We start from the raw sequence: 16,990 nt of genomic DNA, 5'->3' as shown, positions 1-16,990 counted from the left end.
CGCTATTACGATGCGGCCGATGTGGTGGGTGGTGGCGGTGGTGACGGCGGTCGTGCTCGTCGCCACGTACGTGACGTGGACGGCCGGTCGGGTGGACCGGCTGCACGCGCGCGCCGCCGCCGCGTACTCGGCGCTGGACGCCCAGCTGGTGCGGCGCGCGGCGACGGCCGTGGAGCTGGGGGAGCGGGCCGGCCTGGCCGACCTGCCGCCGACCGCGAAGGCCGCGATCACGGCGCGGGCCGACGAGCGCGAGCTCGCCGAGAACGATCTCACCCACGCCCTGCGCGAGGTGCGGCCCGCGGCGGACGCGCCGGAGGAGATCCACGAGAGCCTGCGCGCGGCCGCGGCGGCCAGCCGCCGCGTCGCGCTCGCCCGTCAGGTGCACAGTGACCTGGTACGCGACGCCCGCGCGATCCGCCGGCGGCCCATGGTCCGGGTGCTGCGCCTGTGCCGGCATCATCCCGAGCCGCACTTCTTCGACATCGACGACCCGACGCTGGAACTGTCCGACTGACTGACGATGTGTCCGGTTACCGGCGCGTCGGGCGGCAGTCTGCCCCGTCCGGTGGTCATTTCGCAGCGCGTACCATGAGGTTTGTTCATCCAGCAGCCCTGAGGAGCAGCGAAGCCGTGTCCGAGCACACCACGCCGACCCAGAACACCGCCGACACCTCGACCGCCCCGGTCATCGGGAGCGCCCGCGTCAAGCGGGGCATGGCCGAGATGCTCAAGGGCGGCGTCATCATGGACGTCGTCACGCCGGAGCAGGCCAAGATCGCCGAGGACGCCGGCGCCGTCGCCGTCATGGCGCTCGAGCGCGTCCCCGCCGACATCCGCGCCCAGGGCGGCGTCTCCCGGATGTCCGACCCCGACATGATCGACGGCATCATCAACACCGTCTCGATCCCGGTGATGGCCAAGGCCCGCATCGGTCACTTCGTCGAGGCCCAGGTCCTGCAGGCGCTCGGCGTCGACTACATCGACGAGTCCGAGGTGCTCACCCCGGCCGACTTCGAGCACCACATCGACAAGTGGGCGTTCACGGCGCCGTTCGTCTGCGGTGCCACCAACCTCGGCGAGGCGCTGCGCCGCATCAACGAGGGCGCCGCCATGATCCGCTCGAAGGGCGAGGCGGGCACGGGCGACGTCTCCAACGCCACCACCCACATGCGCAGGATCCGGGCCGAGATCGCCAAACTGACCTCCCTGCCCGAGGACGAGCTCTACGTCGCCGCCAAGGAACTCCAGGCGCCGTACGAGCTGGTCAAGGAGATCGCGACCACCGGCAAGCTGCCCGTCGTGCTGTTCACCGCCGGCGGCATCGCCACCCCCGCCGACGCGGCCATGATGATGCAGCTCGGCGCCGAGGGTGTGTTCGTGGGCTCCGGCATCTTCAAGTCCGGCAACCCGGCCCAGCGTGCGGCCGCGATCGTCAAGGCCACCACCTTCTACGACGACCCGGACGTGCTCGCCAAGGTCTCCCGCGGCCTGGGCGAGGCCATGGTCGGCATCAACGTCGACGAGATCCCGCAGCCGCACCGCCTGGCCGAGCGCGGGTGGTGACCGGCGACCTGGTCGTGGGCGTGCTCGCCCTGCAGGGCGACGTCCGCGAGCATCTGCACGCCCTCGCCGAGGCCGACGCGCTGGCCCGCCCCGTGCGCCGGCCCGAGGAGCTGGACACGGTCGACGCGCTCGTGATCCCCGGCGGCGAGTCCACCACGATCGGCAAGCTGGCCGTGGAGTTCGGGCTGCTCGAGCCGATCCGCAAGCGGATCGCTGACGGCATGCCCGTCTACGGTTCCTGCGCGGGCATGATCATGTTGGCCGACGAGGTGCTCGACGGCCGCCCCGACCAGCAGAGCTTCGGCGGCATCGAGATGACGGTCCGGCGCAACGCGTTCGGCCGGCAGGTCGACTCGTTCGAGGCGGGGGTGACCGTCGAGGAGATCGAGGGCGGGCCGTTCCACGCCGTGTTCATCCGGGCCCCGTGGGTCGAGCGGGTCGGTCCCGGCGCCACGGTGCTGGCCCGCGTCGATGAGGGCCCGGCTGCGGGTAGGATCGTCGCCGTACGCCAGCGGCATCTGCTCGCCACCGCGTTCCATCCCGAGCTGACCGGGGACCTCCGCGTGCACCGGCACTTCGTGGAGATGGCGCGCGCGGCGCGGACCGCGGACTAGACGACGACGGAGGACTCATGTCAGGCCACTCCAAATGGGCGACGACCAAGCACAAGAAGGCGGTCGTCGACGCCAAGCGGGGCAAGCTCTTCGCGCGCCTGATCAAGAACATCGAGGTGGCGGCCCGCACCGGTGGCGGTGACCCGGCCGGCAACCCGACGCTCTACGACGCCATCCAGAAGGCGAAGAAGAACTCCGTCCCCAACGACAACATCGAGCGCGCCCAGAAGCGCGGGTCGGGCCTCGAGGCCGGCGGCGCCGACTGGCAGACGATCATGTACGAGGGGTACGGCCCGAACGGCGTCGCCATCATGATCGAGTGCCTCACCGACAACCGCAACCGGGCCGCCACCGACGTCCGGGTGGCACTCACCCGCAACGGTGGCTCGCTGGCCGACCCCGGCTCGGTGTCGTACATGTTCTCCCGCAAGGGCGTCGTGATCGTGCCCAAGGCCGGTTCGCTGACCGAGGACGACGTGCTCGTCGCGGTCCTCGACGCCGGCCCCGAGGAGGTCAACGACCTCGGCGAGGCGTTCGAGGTGATCTCGGAGCCGACCAACCTCATCGCGATCCGCACGGCTCTGCAGGACGCCAACATCGAGTACGAGTCGGCCGAGTCCTCCTTCGTGCCGAGCGTCAACGTGGCCCTCGACGAGGACGGCGCCCGCAAGGTCTTCAAGCTCATCGACGCCCTGGAGGACTGCGACGACGTCCAGAACGTCTTCGCCAACTTCGACGTCTCAGATGATGTTATGGCGTTGATCGACGCCTGATGGGCGGCCGCCGCTCACGAGCGGGGATGGTCAGGCTCTCCTGTGCAAAGCCGTGCTTGGCACGGGTCGGCGTTCAAGACGACCTGACCGATACCCTCTTGGGGTGACTCCCGCCGGCATGCCTCTGCCTCTCCGCGCGGCCGTCGTCGGCCTGGTTGCCGCTGCCTCCGGGTACGCCGCCTGCCGGTTCGTGTCGGCGCTCGTGTTGGCGGAAGCTGACCGGAAGCCGGACCTCAGCGGCGTTGGGGTACTCGGTGTCCTGATCCTGTACGGCGTGGGGGCTGGTGTTGTCGCGGCCGTCGTATCGGCCTGGCTGGCCGCGTGGCTCCTCCGCCTGCCCCATCCGTGGCTGTTCGCGTTGGTGGCGTCGGTGCCCGGCCTTTTGGTGGCGTGTCAGACGGGGTGGCTTGTTGTCGTGGTTACGCCATTGGTCTACGCAGCGGTGGTCACGCGGCACCCAGGCGAGGAAGATATGTCGTCAGCGGGATGATGGCACTCATCGATGCCTGATCGGGTCGCCCCGCGGTGGTGACCGTGCCTCGTCGGACGTCTCCGACGATGTCATGGCCCTGATCGACGCCTGACCACGCTGATCGAAGGGTCCACCCGGCGTTTCCGGGTGGACCCTTCGGCGTCCCGCCCGGCGGCACGGTTAGATATCCAATGCTCGGCTGGATATCCTCGTAGTTGGCGGGGCCGTGGCGAAGACCCTCATTGACATCGACGAAGATCTGCTGGCTGAGGCGACCAGAGCGCTTGGCACCGCAACGAAGAAGGACACCGTCAACGAGGCCCTGCGGCGGGCGGTTGAATCGAGCCGTGAGCCGCGTCGGCGCGCGCTGGAGGAGTTGCAGCTCATCGCCGATGAGGGTGGCATCGACTTCGGCAAGATTGCGGAGCTCGACGAGTGAATTCTCTCGTCGACACGGGCGCACTGGTACGAATCACCAGACGCCAGGTCGATCCCCAGTGGTACGACGCGGTCGATCGGGGACTCGTCGCGGTGTGCCAGCCAGTCATCGTCGAGATGCTGGCCGGGGTGGACGCCAAGAACTTCGACCGCGTCAACGACCTGCTCCGGGATGCGTACCCATGGGTTCCCGTTCCTGACGACGCCTGGTCGATGGTGGAAGCCGTCCAGCGTGAGTTGGCTACGCGGAGTCAACATCAGGGCCTGTCCGTGGCGGACTATCTGGTGATGGCGACCGCGATCCGACTCAAGCTCGTCGTTCTGCAGAGGACCCGGCCTTCGAGACCGTGGCGCGATCCCTGCCTCAGCTACAGCAACAGAGGATCACCCAGCGGTTGTGATGGCGTCCCATCGGATGGCCCGATGTCGTGGTGGTCGATCTGCCGGGAATGTAGATGAATTGATCACGGAGGGCGCACTAGCGTCCGCCGCATGACCTATCAGCATCCCCTGGCCTACCTGCTGGGGATCGAGGGCCTCGCGCTGCTGCGCGCCTGGGTCGGTGACTTCGACAAGGACTTCGTGGACCGGCGCCTCGCCGAGGTGCGCCGCCTGCTGGACACCGAGGCCCTCGCCGGCCACGACGGCGTGCTGGTCGACCGGGGCGACACGCGCACCGGATACCGGCAGTGGGCCGCTTCCTACGACGCGCCGCGCAACAGTCTGTTCGACCTCGACGAACCCGTCATGCATCAGATCATCGACGCGCTCCCGCCCGGGGACGCCCTCGACGCGGCCTGCGGCACCGGTCGGTATGCCGGGTATCTGGCCGGGCGCGGCCACCGGGTGGTCGCCATGGACAGCTCACCGGACATGCTCGCCCAGGCCCGGGCCCGGGTACCGTCGGCGGAGCTCCTCCTCGGCGACCTGCACCACCTGCCGCTGCCGGACGACTGCGTCGACCTGGTGGTGACCGGCCTCGCGCTGTCCCACGTGCCGTCGCTGGACCCGGTGATGGCCGAGTTCGCCCGGGTCCTGCGCCCCGGCGGGCACCTGGCCATCTCCGACGCACACCACGAGATCGTCTTCCGCGGCTCGAATCCGCACGCGCTCGGGCCCAACGGTGAACCCGGCCTGGTCGCCAGCTACCGCCACACCCCCGGCGCCTTCCTGCGCGCCGCGCTCCCCGCCGGCCTGCAGGTCCGGCGGTGTGAGGAACCCGGGAGGCCGACGCTCGACACACCGGCGCCGCCGGCGCCCGCCGAGCTCACGGTGAGCGGCTGGCACGAGTGGCCGTGGTCGCTGCTGAGCCTCGTTCCCGAGGCGACCAGTGCGGCCTGGGCCGTCCCGGGCGTCATCGTCTGGCTCTTCGAACTTCCGGAACAACCCCATTTGACCCAGCGATGAGAGCCGGCGGTGATGGTGGTGTTCGAGAGTGGAGATCAGCGTTTTCTGTGCAGGACTGTGGCTGGGCTGCGCTCCGGCACAGGAGACGGCGATCTCCACCCCGGCCGGGGCCACCCGAATGGTTACGGGACATGCCCTGACCCGCGAGGTGGTGCGGAGAAGCGATGTGGCCCGGCGGCCCTAGACTGCGGCGCGTGTATCAGTCCGTCCCCTTCACCCGGGCGATCATCGCCGAGGAGCTGCGTGACCTCGGCGTGCGTACGGGTTCGACGCTGTTGGTGCATGCCTCGTACCGGAGCGTCGGGTTCGTCGCCGGCGGGCCGCAGGCGGTGGTGCACGCGTTCCTGGACGTCCTCGGTCCGGACGGGACGCTCGTGGTGCCGACGCATACGCCCGACAACACCGACCCGACCGGGTGGTGTAACCCGCCGGTGCCCGAGACCTGGTGGGGGCCGATCCGCACGCAGGCGCCCGGCTTCGATCCGGCGCTGACGCCGAGCCGGTGGATGGGCAGGCTCGCCGAGACCGTCCGTACCTGGCCGGGCGCCGTGCGCAGCGCGCACCCGCACGTGTCCTTCGCCGCGCTGGGCCGGCACGCGGAGGAGATCACCGCCGGGCACCGCGTCGACGACGCGCTGGGGGACTCGTCGCCGCTCGGCGCGGTCTACCGTCTCGACGGGCAGGTGCTGCTGCTGGGTTGCGGGCACGACTCGAACACGTCGCTGCACCTGGCCGAGTGGCGCCAGCCGGCACCGCCGCGCGGTCCCCGGGGCGCCGCGATCCGCCGCCCGGACGGGACCAGCGAGTGGATCACGTGGGTCGACGTGATCGAGAACGAGGAGGTCTTCGCCGACCTGGGCGTCGATCTTGAGGCCACCGGCGCGGTGGCGGTCGGCGGGGTGGGGCTGGCGACCGCGCGGCTCATGTCCCAGCGCGCCGCCGTCGACTTCGCCACCACGTGGATCGCCAGCCATGGCGCCGCTCAGTGAGGCTTTGGGGGCAGCGGACGACCCGTGCCCCCAAAGCGTCGTCACTCACCTCGCTGCGGGGTGAGCCGCCGGCAGTTCAGCAGCCGCCCCAGCCGCCCCATCCGTAGGGGCCGAACCCGCCGTAGCCGTACGGGCCGAACGCGCCGTAGCCGTACGGACCGAACCCGCCGTAGCCGTACGGGCTGAAGCCGTACGGGCTGAAGCCGAACGAGCTGAAGCCGTACGGGACGGCGAATCCGGGGTAGCCGAAGCCGCCCCACCCGCAGGTCACGACAGCCGCCGTCCGGGCCTGCGCGGCCGGCTTGCTGGATGCGTACGCGGGGGCGCTGACCGCGCCCAGGAACAGCGCCGTCCCCAGAACGGTCGTGAGAATTCTCCGCCTCATGTGTCCTCCTATGACAATTTCCGAACTACCGCGAATCAGTTTCGATAAGCACCAATTCCGGCATGCGATATATAACATGCCGTAAACGGACAATCGTGTTGAATTGCGGAACTTATTCGGTGTCGAGAACATGAAGACGGGGTGTCGCGCCGGCGCCGTGGGTCCGATGCGGAGTGTGGTGGCGAGACCCTGGGGGCAACGGACGCCCGTGCCCCCAGGGTCTCGCCAGCGAACTGAAATGTGGCCGGCGGTGGTGCCCCGCACCTACCGCCCGGCCCTCACCCGTGGGTCAGAATCCGCCGCCGAATCCGCCGCCGTCGAATCCGCCGCCGAAGTCCCCGCCTCCGCCGAACCCTCCGCCGAACCCTCCGCCACCGCCGAACCCGCCGCCGCCACCGAACCCGCCGCCGCCACCGAACCCGCCGCCGCCGTAGCCGCCGTACCCACGACCGCCGCAGCGTCCGTAGCCGCCGTACGGGTAGCCGATGATCCCGCCGATGATGATGATCGCCCCGAACCCGCCGCAGGTCACGACCGACGCCGTCCGCGCTGGTGCCGCCGTCTCGGTGGCCGCCTGTGCGGGCGTGCTGACCGCGCCCAGGAACAGCGCTGCCCCCAGGGCCGGGATGAGAAGCTTCCGTCGCATGTGTCCTCCTGAATTGTTAGACATTTGACCATGAATTAGTTTCTATGCACCTAATTCTTGTCCATGCGATATATAACATGTCCGAATCGGACGATCACGTGACTTGAGGGACATTCTTCGACGTGGAGAACGCGAAACGGGTGGCACCCCGCGCGGTGCCACCCGTTTCGGGGCTGGACGGCGTTACGTGGTGGGCGGCTGGGCCGGCTCGGACTCGTCGGTGCGCGGGTGGGGGACCTTGCCCTGGGCCACCAGCGCGTCGCGGATCTCGCTGAGGAGCTTGACCTCCTCGCTCGGTGCCGCCGGCGGCGGCACCTCGCCCCGCTTGCGGCGCTCGGCCAACTTGTTCATGGGAAGTACGACGAGGAAGTACAGTACCGCGGCCGTGATCACGAAGGTGATCAGCGCGTTCAACGCCAGGCCCCAGTCGAACTCCTGGCCGCGGATTATGAAGGTCGCGCCCTTGATCCCCTCGCCGCCGCCGAAGACGCGGATGAGCGGGGTGAGGAATGCGTTGGTGATGCTCGTCACCAGGGTGCTGAAGGCGGCGCCGATGACGACACCGACCGCGAGGTCGATGACATTGCCCCGCATGATGAAGTCCCGGAATCCCTTGAGCACCAACCACTCCTCGCTGTCGACAGGCCGTCGCTCGCCGCGTACCCACTACGTCGTGACCCTATGGGGTGATCCCAGCATGTGCCACCGGGCGCGGGTGGTCGGCGTGACGCGCGAACCGGTGACAGAATGCGTTCCGTGAAGACCTTCGACGACCTGTGGGGCGAGCTGACCGCCAAGGCGACCGAGGGCACGCCGGGTTCGGGCACCGTGGCGCTGCTCGCCAAGGGTGTGCACGGGGTCGGCAAGAAGGTGGTCGAGGAGGCCGCCGAGGCCTGGATGGCCGCCGAGCACGAGGGCCCCGAGCGCGCCGCGGAGGAGATCGCCCAACTGCTGTACCACGCCCAGGTGCTGATGATCGCGAGCAAGGTGGACATCAAGGACGTTTACCGACATCTGTGATGTCGTTCGTCCTCGTCTCCCCGTTCACAAGATCATTTAAACAGGAGTACCTGATGCTGCGTGTCGCCATTCCGAACAAGGGCGGGCTGGCGCCGGCCGCCGCCGCCATGCTGCGCGAGGCGGGCTACCGCCAACGCACCGACGACAAGGACCTGACCTGCCTCGACGCCGCCAACGACGTCGAGTTCTTCTACCTGCGCCCCCGCGACATCGCCACCTACGTCGGCTCGGGCGACCTCGACCTCGGCGTGACCGGCCGCGACCTGCTGGTCGACTCCGGCGCGGCCGCCGAGGAGGTGCTCACGCTGGGCTTCGGGCCGTCGACCTTCCGGTTCGCGGCGCCCCCCGGCCGCGCCCGCACCATCGCCGACCTCGCCGGGGCGCGCGTCGCCACGGCGTACCCGGGGGTGGTCTCGAAGTTCTTCGCCGACCAGGGCATCGACGCCACGGTGGTGCGCCTCGACGGGGCGGTCGAGAACGCGGTCGGGCTGGGCGTGGCGGACGCGATCGCCGACGTCGTCGACACCGGGACCACGCTGCGCCGGGCGGGCCTGGAGCTGGTCGGCGAGCCGGTGCTGCGCTCGGAGGCGGTGCTGATCCGCCGCGCCGACGCCCCCGCCAACGGGCCGGTCACCCAGATCGTGCGCCGCCTGCAGGGCGTGCTGGTCGCCCGCCGGTACGTGATGCTGGCCTATGACGTGCGCGCCGACCTGCTGGAGGAGGCGAGCAAGCTGACCCCCGGCATCGAGTCGCCGACCATCTCGCCGCTGCACCGGGAGGGGTGGGTCGCCGTCCAGGCGATGGTCGCCCGTGCCGATGTGCACAGGGTCATGGACGACCTGTACGAGATCGGCGCGCGCGCCATCCTCGTCAACGACATCCTCGCCTGCCGTCTCTAGCAGAACTCGTCGAGCAGCCGGTAGAAGGCGATCCCCGCCGGATCCGGCGGCTGTCGAGCACCTCGACCGCCGGGAGCCCGTGGGAACGCAGCCAGGTCAGCCGTTCGGCCTCGCTGACCAGGTCGTGGCGTGGGTCGGCGGACCGCTTGCGGTAGACGTCGCCGCGTCGCTCCACCGTGGCGCCGGACATGCCGACCGTGACCGGGATCCACATGCTCTAGTCGCCGACCGTGCAGGTGACCTTGCCCTTGACGTCCTTGCCGACGAGCACGGTGGTGGTCGACGTGACGGTCCGGCCCGGGTCGACGCCCGTGGCGACGCCGATGCCCTGCCCCAGGCGGGTGCCGTCCGGGGCCGCCACGTCGAACGTCGGCGTGTACGTGCGCGGGCGCTTGCCCGAGTTGGTGGCCTTCCAGGCGACCTCGACGGACGGCACGAACTGGCTGCGCCGCAGCGTGCAGCCGGTGACGCGCACGTCCGTCTTCACGGCGTTGAGCTCGGCGTTGATGTCCTCGATCGCGTCGCTGCCGGCACGCGTCACGAGGTACGCCGCCGTGCCGGCCCCACCGCCGCAGAACACGACCGCGGCGGTGAGGCCGAGGATCAGGGCACGCCTGGACCAGCGCCGCGGCGCCGGGGCCGGCGGCGGGGCGGGGACGACGACGTAGACGGGGGGTGCGGTGTAGCCGGGCTGTCGCCCCCGCGGATCCGGGTACACGCTTACACCACCTCGCTGACGGGCGCCGCGCGCCGGTGTCACCCGGCGCGCGGCGCGCCGGGTCAGTCCTTCAGCTTGCAGTTCACCGCGCCGCCGTGGGGCGTGTCGAGCTTGACGCTGGTCATGTAGACGACGCGCTGCCCGGCACGGATCCCGGTCTTCGCGTCGCCGCCGCTGCCCAGTTGCTTGCCGTCGGCGGACTCCACGACGAACGTGGGCTTGTAGTCGCGCGGCGTCGCGGCCGAGTTGACGACCTCCCATGACACGGTGACCGTGGGCGTCGCCTGGCCGTTCAGCAGGGTGCACGCCAGGATGGTGATGTCCTGCCGCTCGGGCGAGGTGCCGCCGGTGGAGGTCGAGCGCTCGGTGGACACGAAGTAGGCGACGCCGGCCACCCCGAGTCCGCAGAAGATCACCAGGACGACCGCGATGATGCCGATGATCAGACCCCAGCGCGTCTGGTTCCGCGGCGGGGCCGGCGGGTAGCCCGGCACGCCGGGCGGGTAGCCCGGGTATCCGGTCGGCGCGCCCGGGTAGCCGGCGGACGCCGGATAGCCGGGCGCGGCCGGGGGATAGCCGGGGGGAGCGGGCGCCGGGTAGCCGGGCGGTGGCGCGGTGGGATAGCCCGGCGCGGACGGGTAACCCTGGGGCGGCGGGTATCCCGGGGTGGCGGCGGGATAGCCGGGTGCGGCGCCGGGATAGGCCGGCGGGTAGCCGGGGCTACCGGGCGGCGGGTAGCCCGGGTCCGGTGGCGTCGGGTCCTGGGGCGTAGTCAATCGGGTGGGCTCCATCAGCGAGGCGGTACGGGGGGTGGGCGGGTCGATAGACCGACCTCACACTTTCCCACACCGCCGGTCGCCCGTGGGGGCGGAGATCAACTGAAGATCAGGTAGCGATGGTGAGGTTGGGGCCGGCCGCCCGACCGCCGTCGTCACCGGTGGTCACCGGGCCTGCCAGGTTGCGGCCCGGCGGGCGATGGCAGACTCGGCAGCCGTGAGTGACGTCGAGACCCTGCCCGTGACCTTCCGGCCCCGTCGCGTCCGCACGGTCTGCTACATCCTGGCGGTGGTGGTCGTGGTCTTCTTCGCGATCATCGGCATGCTGCTGAAGGGGCCGACCGACAGCGGGCGGGGCGTGTTCACCACGGCCGACCAGGTCGCCATGATCGCCCTGGGCGTGCTCGGGGCGCTGGCCGTGCTGGCGTTCGCCCGGCCGCGGGTGACCGCCGATGCCGAGCGGGTGCGCATCCGCAACATCGTCGGCGGGTACGACCTGCCGTGGTCGGTGGTGCGCGGGGTGCGGTTCACCACCGGGAACCCGTGGGTGACGCTGGAGCTGGCCGACGACGAGGTCGTCGCGATCATGGCGATTCAGGCCGTGGACAAGGAGTACGCCGTGCACGCCGCCCGCACGCTGCGCGGCCTGCTGGCGGACAGCCGTGCGCTTGACGTGGCCGCCGATTCGGAGTAGGCGGGCGGCGCCTGCTACAGTAGCGGGGTAGACCGTGCCGGGACGTGTGCCCGGCTCTCCAAGTGGAGCGCCCGCTCCCACCCGAGTCGCCGTCATGGCAGCCGGGTTTCGGTCACCCGAGCCGGTATTCCGGCGCGGGTTCTGCGTGCCATCGTGCGCGCGACCGGTCGAGCGGGCCCTGGCATGCGCCGGGGCCCTTCGTTGTAGGGCATTTCACCGGGGGATCCTCCGTGAGGCGGGGCGGCCTGCACGCAGGCGACGGCGCGGGTGCGCTGTCGTTGAGGACGGACCTAGGAGGCCCCATCAGCGTCGAGCCACGCGTCAATGACCAGATCCGTGCCCGAGAGGTCCGCCTGGTCGGTCCTGAGGGCGAGCAGGTGGGCATCGTGCCCATCGAGCGAGCGCTCCAGCTGGCCGCGGACGTGGATCTGGATCTGGTCGAGGTTGCGCCCATGGCGCGCCCTCCGGTGTGCAAGCTCATGGACTTCGGCAAGTTCAAGTACGAGAGCGCACTGAAGGCGCGGGAAGCCCGGCGCAACCAGCAGCAGACCGTCATCAAGGAGATGAAGCTCCGCCCCAAGATCGACTCGCACGACTACGAGACCAAGAAGGGTCACGTCGTGCGGTTCCTGAAGGCGGGCGACAAGGTCAAGGTGACGATCATGTTCCGCGGCCGCGAGCAGAGCCGCCCGGAGCTGGGTCGCCGGCTCCTGGACAGGCTCTCGCAGGAGGTCGCTGACCTGGGGTTTGTCGAGGCCGCTCCGAAGCAGGACGGTCGTAATATGATCATGGTTATCGCTCCGCACCGCTCTCTCAAGGTGGCTGCGCGCGGGTCCAAGGGCGCCGAGGGCGCCGAGGGCGAGATCGCGTCGGCCGAGGTGGCGGCGAGCAACGGTACGGGCGAATAAGGGGAGAACCTTTCAATGCCGAAGATGAAGAGCCACACCGGCATGGGCAAGCGGGTCAAGGTGACCGGCTCCGGCAAGATCGTTGGCGAGCAGGCCGGCAAGCGCCACCTCCTGGAGGGCAAGTCCTCCCGGCGCACCCGTCGCCTCACCGGCACGGTCGAGATGTCCGCTGTGGACACCAAGCGCATTAAGAAGATGTTGGGCCGCTGACGCGCGGCACGGCGGTCCCACCCCGGGGACCGACCCATCGATGACAAGCTGACCGGCCCGAGCGGGCCGGTCGTTGACGAGGAGTGACAACGTGGCACGCGTCAAGCGGGCAGTCAACGCCCAGAAGAAGCGTCGTACCGTCCTGGAGGGCGCCGCCGGTTACCGCGGCCAGCGCTCCCGCCTGTACCGCAAGGCCAAGGAGCAGATGCTCCACTCCATGCAGTACGCGTACCGGGACCGCCGCGACCGCAAGGGCGACTTCCGCCAGCTGTGGATCACGCGCATCAACGCCGCCGCGCGCGCGAACGGCCTGACCTACAACCGCCTGATCCAGGGCCTGCGCCTGGCCGGCATCGAGGTCGACCGCAAGATCCTGGCCGAGCTGGCGGTCAACGACGCGGCCGCCTTCGCCGGCCTCGTCGAGGTGGCCCGCGCGGCCATCCCGGCCGCCGACGCGGCCGCCGCCTGACCCACGCGTCAGGAATGCAGCAACCACGACCCGGGGACGGTCTGTTCACCGAACGGACCCCCCGGGTCGTCGCTGCTCGCAAGCTGCAACGCCGCAAGGACCGCGACGCGACGGGCCGCTTCCTCGCCGAGGGACCGCAGGCGGTCCGCGAGGCCCTCGCCGCCCCGAAGACGGTCCGCGAGCTGTTCGCCACCGCCGAGGCCGCCGACCGCTACCCCGAGCTGATCGCCCAGGCGCCGACCGTCTCGATCGTCACCGACGCCGCCATGGCGTCGCTGGCGGAGACCGTCCACCCGCAGGGCCTCGTGGCCGTCTGCGAGTTCCTCGACCTGCCCCTGCACGACGCGCTGCGCGCAACGCCGCGCCTGGTCGTCGTGCTGGCCGGCATCGCCGACCCCGGCAACGCGGGCACCGTGCTGCGCACCGCCGACGCCGCCGGCGCGGCCGCCGTGATCTTTCCCGACGACACCGTCGACCCGTACAACGGCAAGTGCGTGCGGGCGTCGGCCGGCAGCCTGTTCCACGTCGACGTGGTGCGCGGCGGCGACACCCTGACCACCGTCGGGCTACTGCGCGACGCCGGCCTGCGGGTCCTCGCCGCGGACGCCTACGGCGCCAGGGACCTTGAGGAGTACGCCGACGACGGCGGGCTGTCCGGGCGTACCGCCTGGGTTTTCGGCGCCGAGGCCCACGGCCTCGCGCCGGCCGTCGCCGAGGCCGCGCACGCGCGGGTCAAGGTGCCCATCCACGGCCGCGCGGAGAGCCTCAACCTGGCTGCCGCCGCAGCCGTGTGCCTGTATGCTTCAGCGAGAGCCCTGAGTCGAGAGTGATCCTCATGATGCCCACGCTTTCGTTTATGCGGCCCGCCGGTGGCGGGCAGCGGGGCTGACGCGACTTTCCCTCCCCTGACTGACCTTCCCGCACCGGCGGGCCGCGGTGAAACCGCGCGTCCGTACTATGTGTCGGTTGCCTCCCGGAGGACAGTCATGACGTACCGAAACGACCCGTACGACCCGAAGCAGGTCGCGCTGCTCGATCAGGCCGCGCTGGACGACGCGATCGCCCAGGCCGAGAAGGCCTTCGCCGACGCCGACGACCTCGACGCGCTCGGCGGCATCCGCCACCAGCACCTCGGCGACCGCGCCCCGGTGTCCCTGGCCCGCCGCGAGATCGGCGCCCTGCCGCCGCACGCCAAGGCCGACGCCGGCGCGCGCGTCAACGCCGCGCGCACCGCGATCGAGGGCACCTTCCGCGCCCGGCAGGCGCAGCTGGCCGAGGAGCAGGCCCGCCGCGTGCTCGTCGAGGAGACCGTCGACGTCACGCTGCCGACGGCCCGGCACCCGCGCGGCGCGCGCCACCCGCTGACGACGCTCATGGAGCACATCGGCGACCTGTTCGTCGGCATGGGCTACGAGATCGCCGAGGGCCCCGAGGTCGAGCTGGAGTGGGCCAACTTCGACGCGCTCAACATCGGCGCCGACCACCCGGCCCGCGGCCTGATGGACACGTTCCACGTCGGCGAGGAGGGGGCCGGCCTGGTGCTGCGCACGCACACCTCGCCGGTGCAGGCGCGCACGATGCTGTCGCGCAAGCCGCCCATCTACGTGGTGTGCCCCGGTCGGGTCTACCGCACCGACGAGCTGGACGCCACGCACACGCCCGTCTTCCACCAGGTCGAGGGCCTGGTGGTGGACGAGGGCATCACGATGGCGCACCTGCGCGGCACGCTCGACCACTTCGCCCGGCAGATGTTCGGGCCGGAGGCGCGCACCCGCTGGCGCCCGCACTACTTCCCGTTCACCGAGCCGTCGGCGGAGTTCGACGTGTGGTTCGCCCAGCACCGCGACGGGCCGCGTTGGGTCGAGTGGGGCGGCTGCGGCATGGTCAACCCGCGCGTGCTGCGGGCCTGCGGCATCGACCCGGACCGGTACTCGGGCTTCGCGTTCGGCATGGGCATCGAGCGCACGCTCATGTTCCGCAACGGGGTGAGCGATATGCACGACATGGTCGAGGGCGACGTGCGGTTCACCCGCGCGTTCGGGATGGAGGTGTGACCGTGAGGATTCCCCTTTCGTGGCTGCGGGAGTTCGTCGCGCTTCCCGCCGACCTTTCCCCGGCCGACCTGGAGCGGGCGCTCGTCGGCCTCGGCATCGAGGTCGACGACGTCACCGACCAGCGCGAGACGGTCAAGGGTGACCTGGTCGTCGGTCGCGTCCTGGAGGTCGAGGAGCTGACCGGCTTCAAGAAGCCGATCCGCTTCTGCCGCGTGGACGTCGGCCGCGAGGAGCCGCAGGAGATCGTCTGCGGCGCGACCAACTTCGTCGCCGGCGACCTCGTCGTGGTGATCCTGCCCGGCGGCGAGCTGCCGGGCGGGTTCCGCATCGGCGCGCGCAGGACGTACGGGCGCAACTCCAACGGCATGATCTGCTCGTCGCGGGAGCTGGGCCTGTCGGACGACCACGCCGGCATCATCGTGCTGCCGCCGTCGACCGACGCCCTGCCCGGCGAGGACGCGCGGGCCATCGTCGGCCTCGACGACGTGCTGCTGGAGCTGGAGATCACCCCGGACCGCGGGTACGCCATGTCGGTGCGCGGCATCGCCCGCGAGCTGTCGCACGCCCTCGGCGTCGCGTTCACCGACCCGGCCGCGGGCGACGCGCCCGGCGCCACCGACGAGCCGGCGTACCCGATCGAGGTGCGCGACACGCGCGGCTGCGACCGGTTCGCGGCCCGGGCCGTGCGTGGCGTCGATCCGTCCGCCGCGTCGCCGGCCTGGATGCAGAAGCGGCTCACGATCGCCGGCATCCGGGTCATCTCGCTGCCCGTCGACATCACCAACTACCTGATGCTGGAGCTCGGCCAGCCCATGCACGCGTTCGACCTGGCCGCGCTGCGCGGTCCGCTGGTCGTGCGCCGGGCGGTGCCGGGGGAGCGGATGACCACCCTCGACGGCGTCGAGCGCCGCCTCGACGTCGAGGACATGGTCATCTGCGACACCGGCATCCCGTCGTCCGTGGCGGGTGCCGAGGGCACCCCGATCTCGCTGGCCGCCGTCATGGGCGGCGAGACCTCCGAGGTCGCGGCCGACACCACCGACGTGCTGTTCGAGGCCGCGCACTGGGACCCGGTGATGGTGAGCCGCACGGCCCGCCGGCACCGGCTGTGGAGCGAGGCCGCCAAGCGCTGGGAGCGCGGCGTCGACCCGACGGTCGCGCTCGTCGCGATCGACCGGGCCGTGGCGCTGCTCGTCGAGCACGGCGGCGGCACGCCCGGCGCCGAGATCCTCGACGTGAACCACGTGCGCTCGCTCGCCCCGGTCGCGCTCGACGCCTCGCTGCCCACGCGGCGCATCGGCGTCGAGTACCCGGTGGACCGGGTCGTGGAGATCCTTGAGCAGGTGGGTTGCTCGGTTTCCGGCGCTGACGGGGTGCTGACGGTCACGCCGCCGCCGTGGCGGCCGGACCTGACCGAGCCGGCCGACCTCGTCGAGGAGGTCGCCCGACTGGGCGGCTACGACGAGATCCCCGGCGCGCTGCCGCAGGCCCCGGCCGGCAGCGGGCTCACGCCCGCGCAGCGTCGCCGCCGGGCCGTGGGCCGGTCGCTGGCCGAGGCCGGGTACGTCGAGGTGCTGTCGTACCCGTTCGTGTCGCCGGGGTTCGCCGACGCCCTCGGCCTGCCCGCCGACGATGAGCGCCGGCCCGCCGTCCGCCTGGCGAACCCGATCTCGACGGAAGAACCTTTCCTGCGTACGTCGCTGCTGCCGCCGCTGCTGGCGACCCTGCGCCGCAACCTCGGCCGGGGCGCCCGCGACGTGGCCCTGTACGAGCAGGGCCTGGTCTTCCACCCCGTCGACGGCGCGGGCGCGCCGCCGGCCATGGGCGTGGACCGGCGGCCCACCGACGCGGAGTTTGCCGCGGCCGACGCCGTCCTGCCACGCCAGCCGTGGCACGTCGCGGCCGTCCTCGTGGGCGAGGCCGACCCCGCCGGCTGGTGGGGCGCGGGCCGCCCG

23 protein-coding genes are annotated in these 16,990 nt (G+C 71.1%); 18 read left to right on the top strand and 5 right to left on the bottom strand.

The features are described 5' to 3' along the window. Positions 1-19 precede the first annotated feature (19 nt). The 9 genes from ABD211_RS21895 to ABD211_RS21855 all read left to right on the top strand — a co-directional run bounded on the left by ABD211_RS21895 (position 20) and on the right by ABD211_RS21855 (position 6,256). Positions 20-514 (top strand): hypothetical protein, encoded by a 495-nt coding sequence (locus ABD211_RS21895; protein WP_344135008.1) that lies wholly within the window; start codon positions 20-22, stop codon positions 512-514. Between the two features lie 116 nt (positions 515-630). Beyond that, on the top strand, positions 631-1,563 hold the full coding sequence (gene pdxS, locus ABD211_RS21890; RefSeq protein WP_344135005.1) for a pyridoxal 5'-phosphate synthase lyase subunit PdxS: 933 nt from the start codon (positions 631-633) through the stop codon (positions 1,561-1,563). Then, the gene (gene pdxT, locus ABD211_RS21885; RefSeq protein ID WP_344135056.1) at positions 1,560-2,177 is read left to right on the top strand and encodes a pyridoxal 5'-phosphate synthase glutaminase subunit PdxT; all 618 of its coding nucleotides are present in this window, start codon (positions 1,560-1,562) and stop codon (positions 2,175-2,177) included. Before pdxS ends, pdxT begins: the two co-directional genes overlap by 4 nt. 17 nt (positions 2,178-2,194) lie before the next feature. Continuing rightward, complete coding sequence (locus tag ABD211_RS21880) at positions 2,195-2,950, top strand: YebC/PmpR family DNA-binding transcriptional regulator (RefSeq protein WP_344135001.1); 756 nt, start codon at positions 2,195-2,197, stop codon at positions 2,948-2,950. Positions 2,951-3,053: 103 nt separating this feature from the next. Beyond that, positions 3,054-3,440, top strand: a complete 387-nt coding sequence (locus ABD211_RS21875) for a hypothetical protein (protein WP_344134998.1) — start codon at positions 3,054-3,056, stop codon at positions 3,438-3,440. 208 nt (positions 3,441-3,648) lie between these two features. Then, the gene (locus ABD211_RS21870) at positions 3,649-3,861 is read left to right on the top strand and encodes a type II toxin-antitoxin system VapB family antitoxin (RefSeq protein ID WP_344134995.1); all 213 of its coding nucleotides are present in this window, start codon (positions 3,649-3,651) and stop codon (positions 3,859-3,861) included. Beyond that, positions 3,858-4,319 (top strand): PIN domain-containing protein, encoded by a 462-nt coding sequence (locus ABD211_RS21865; protein ID WP_344134992.1) that lies wholly within the window; start codon positions 3,858-3,860, stop codon positions 4,317-4,319. Before ABD211_RS21870 ends, ABD211_RS21865 begins: the two co-directional genes overlap by 4 nt. Before the next feature lie 33 nt (positions 4,320-4,352). Beyond that, positions 4,353-5,267 carry a class I SAM-dependent methyltransferase gene (locus ABD211_RS21860; protein WP_344134989.1) on the top strand — a complete coding sequence of 305 codons (915 nt, stop codon included), beginning with the start codon at positions 4,353-4,355 and terminating at the stop codon, positions 5,265-5,267. A gap of 194 nt (positions 5,268-5,461) precedes the next feature. Continuing rightward, positions 5,462-6,256 carry an AAC(3) family N-acetyltransferase gene (locus tag ABD211_RS21855; RefSeq protein ID WP_344134986.1) on the top strand — a complete coding sequence of 265 codons (795 nt, stop codon included), beginning with the start codon at positions 5,462-5,464 and terminating at the stop codon, positions 6,254-6,256. A gap of 76 nt (positions 6,257-6,332) precedes the next feature. On the opposite strand, the gene ABD211_RS21850 is transcribed toward ABD211_RS21855, so the two are convergent. The 3 genes from ABD211_RS21850 to mscL form a co-directional block, all read right to left on the bottom strand. Then, entirely contained in the window at positions 6,333-6,641 is a 309-nt protein-coding gene (locus ABD211_RS21850; RefSeq protein ID WP_344134983.1) for a hypothetical protein, read from the bottom strand. Between the two features lie 289 nt (positions 6,642-6,930). After that, a complete protein-coding gene (locus ABD211_RS21845; RefSeq protein ID WP_344134980.1) occupies positions 6,931-7,287 on the bottom strand; it encodes a hypothetical protein in 357 nt (118 codons plus the stop codon). A gap of 183 nt (positions 7,288-7,470) precedes the next feature. Next, positions 7,471-7,908 (bottom strand): large conductance mechanosensitive channel protein MscL, encoded by a 438-nt coding sequence (mscL, locus tag ABD211_RS21840; protein ID WP_344134977.1) that lies wholly within the window; start codon positions 7,906-7,908, stop codon positions 7,471-7,473. Positions 7,909-8,043: 135 nt separating this feature from the next. Here mscL and ABD211_RS21835 point away from each other — a divergent pair, with 135 nt between their 5' ends. Further along, positions 8,044-8,307, top strand: a complete 264-nt coding sequence (locus ABD211_RS21835) for a phosphoribosyl-ATP diphosphatase (protein WP_425560485.1) — start codon at positions 8,044-8,046, stop codon at positions 8,305-8,307. 53 nt (positions 8,308-8,360) lie between these two features. Next, positions 8,361-9,206 carry an ATP phosphoribosyltransferase gene (gene hisG, locus ABD211_RS21830; RefSeq protein WP_344135053.1) on the top strand — a complete coding sequence of 282 codons (846 nt, stop codon included), beginning with the start codon at positions 8,361-8,363 and terminating at the stop codon, positions 9,204-9,206. Positions 9,207-9,423: 217 nt separating this feature from the next. Here hisG and ABD211_RS21825 read toward each other — a convergent pair whose 3' ends face one another. Together ABD211_RS21825 and ABD211_RS21820 are read right to left on the bottom strand one after the other, a co-directional pair. Beyond that, on the bottom strand, positions 9,424-9,924 hold the full coding sequence (locus ABD211_RS21825; RefSeq protein WP_344134971.1) for a hypothetical protein: 501 nt from the start codon (positions 9,922-9,924) through the stop codon (positions 9,424-9,426). A 62-nt stretch (positions 9,925-9,986) separates the two neighbouring features. Beyond that, positions 9,987-10,700: a hypothetical protein gene (locus ABD211_RS21820; protein WP_344134968.1), complete on the bottom strand. Its 714-nt coding sequence runs from the start codon at positions 10,698-10,700 to the stop codon at positions 9,987-9,989. Between the two features lie 217 nt (positions 10,701-10,917). Between ABD211_RS21820 and ABD211_RS21815 the strand changes: the two genes are divergently transcribed. The 7 genes from ABD211_RS21815 to pheT all read left to right on the top strand — a co-directional run. After that, complete coding sequence (locus ABD211_RS21815; protein WP_344134966.1) at positions 10,918-11,394, top strand: PH domain-containing protein; 477 nt, start codon at positions 10,918-10,920, stop codon at positions 11,392-11,394. 278 nt (positions 11,395-11,672) lie between these two features. Continuing rightward, a complete protein-coding gene (gene infC, locus ABD211_RS21810; RefSeq protein WP_425560486.1) occupies positions 11,673-12,302 on the top strand; it encodes a translation initiation factor IF-3 in 630 nt (209 codons plus the stop codon). Positions 12,303-12,317: 15 nt separating this feature from the next. Beyond that, entirely contained in the window at positions 12,318-12,512 is a 195-nt protein-coding gene (gene rpmI / locus ABD211_RS21805; protein ID WP_344134963.1) for a 50S ribosomal protein L35, read from the top strand. A 91-nt stretch (positions 12,513-12,603) separates the two neighbouring features. Continuing rightward, positions 12,604-12,981, top strand: coding sequence for a 50S ribosomal protein L20 (rplT, locus tag ABD211_RS21800; protein WP_344134960.1), 378 nt, complete (start codon positions 12,604-12,606; stop codon positions 12,979-12,981). Between the two features lie 14 nt (positions 12,982-12,995). Next, positions 12,996-13,811 (top strand): TrmH family RNA methyltransferase, encoded by an 816-nt coding sequence (locus ABD211_RS21795; protein WP_344134957.1) that lies wholly within the window; start codon positions 12,996-12,998, stop codon positions 13,809-13,811. A gap of 156 nt (positions 13,812-13,967) precedes the next feature. After that, on the top strand, positions 13,968-15,035 hold the full coding sequence (gene pheS, locus ABD211_RS21790; RefSeq protein ID WP_344134954.1) for a phenylalanine--tRNA ligase subunit alpha: 1,068 nt from the start codon (positions 13,968-13,970) through the stop codon (positions 15,033-15,035). Positions 15,036-15,037: 2 nt separating this feature from the next. Continuing rightward, positions 15,038-16,990: phenylalanine--tRNA ligase subunit beta (gene pheT / locus ABD211_RS21785; protein ID WP_344134952.1), on the top strand; the 1,953-nt coding region annotated here is incomplete at its 3' end.

The sequence above is a fragment of the Luedemannella flava genome, from assembly GCF_039528515.1.
GTDB classification, from domain to species: domain Bacteria; phylum Actinomycetota; class Actinomycetes; order Mycobacteriales; family Micromonosporaceae; genus Luedemannella; species Luedemannella flava.
The sequence above is the reverse complement of the archived record's forward strand: the minus strand, read 5'-3'. Positions and strand labels throughout refer to the sequence as shown.

Bases quoted from the DNA above. Each gene is read 5' to 3' on its own strand.
- ABD211_RS21795 (WP_344134957.1), top strand. From the start codon at position 12,996: ATGCAGCAACCACGACCCGGGGACGGTCTGTTCACCGAACGGACCCCC.
- ABD211_RS21895 (WP_344135008.1), top strand. From the start codon at position 20: ATGTGGTGGGTGGTGGCGGTGGTGACGGCGGTCGTGCTCGTCGCCACG.
- hisG (WP_344135053.1), top strand. From the start codon at position 8,361: ATGCTGCGTGTCGCCATTCCGAACAAGGGCGGGCTGGCGCCGGCCGCC.
- ABD211_RS21850 (WP_344134983.1), bottom strand. From the start codon at position 6,641: ATGAGGCGGAGAATTCTCACGACCGTTCTGGGGACGGCGCTGTTCCTG.
- rpmI (WP_344134963.1), top strand. From the start codon at position 12,318: ATGCCGAAGATGAAGAGCCACACCGGCATGGGCAAGCGGGTCAAGGTG.
- pheS (WP_344134954.1), top strand. From the start codon at position 13,968: ATGACGTACCGAAACGACCCGTACGACCCGAAGCAGGTCGCGCTGCTC.
- ABD211_RS21880 (WP_344135001.1), top strand. From the start codon at position 2,195: ATGTCAGGCCACTCCAAATGGGCGACGACCAAGCACAAGAAGGCGGTC.
- ABD211_RS21845 (WP_344134980.1), bottom strand. From the start codon at position 7,287: ATGCGACGGAAGCTTCTCATCCCGGCCCTGGGGGCAGCGCTGTTCCTG.
- ABD211_RS21860 (WP_344134989.1), top strand. From the start codon at position 4,353: ATGACCTATCAGCATCCCCTGGCCTACCTGCTGGGGATCGAGGGCCTC.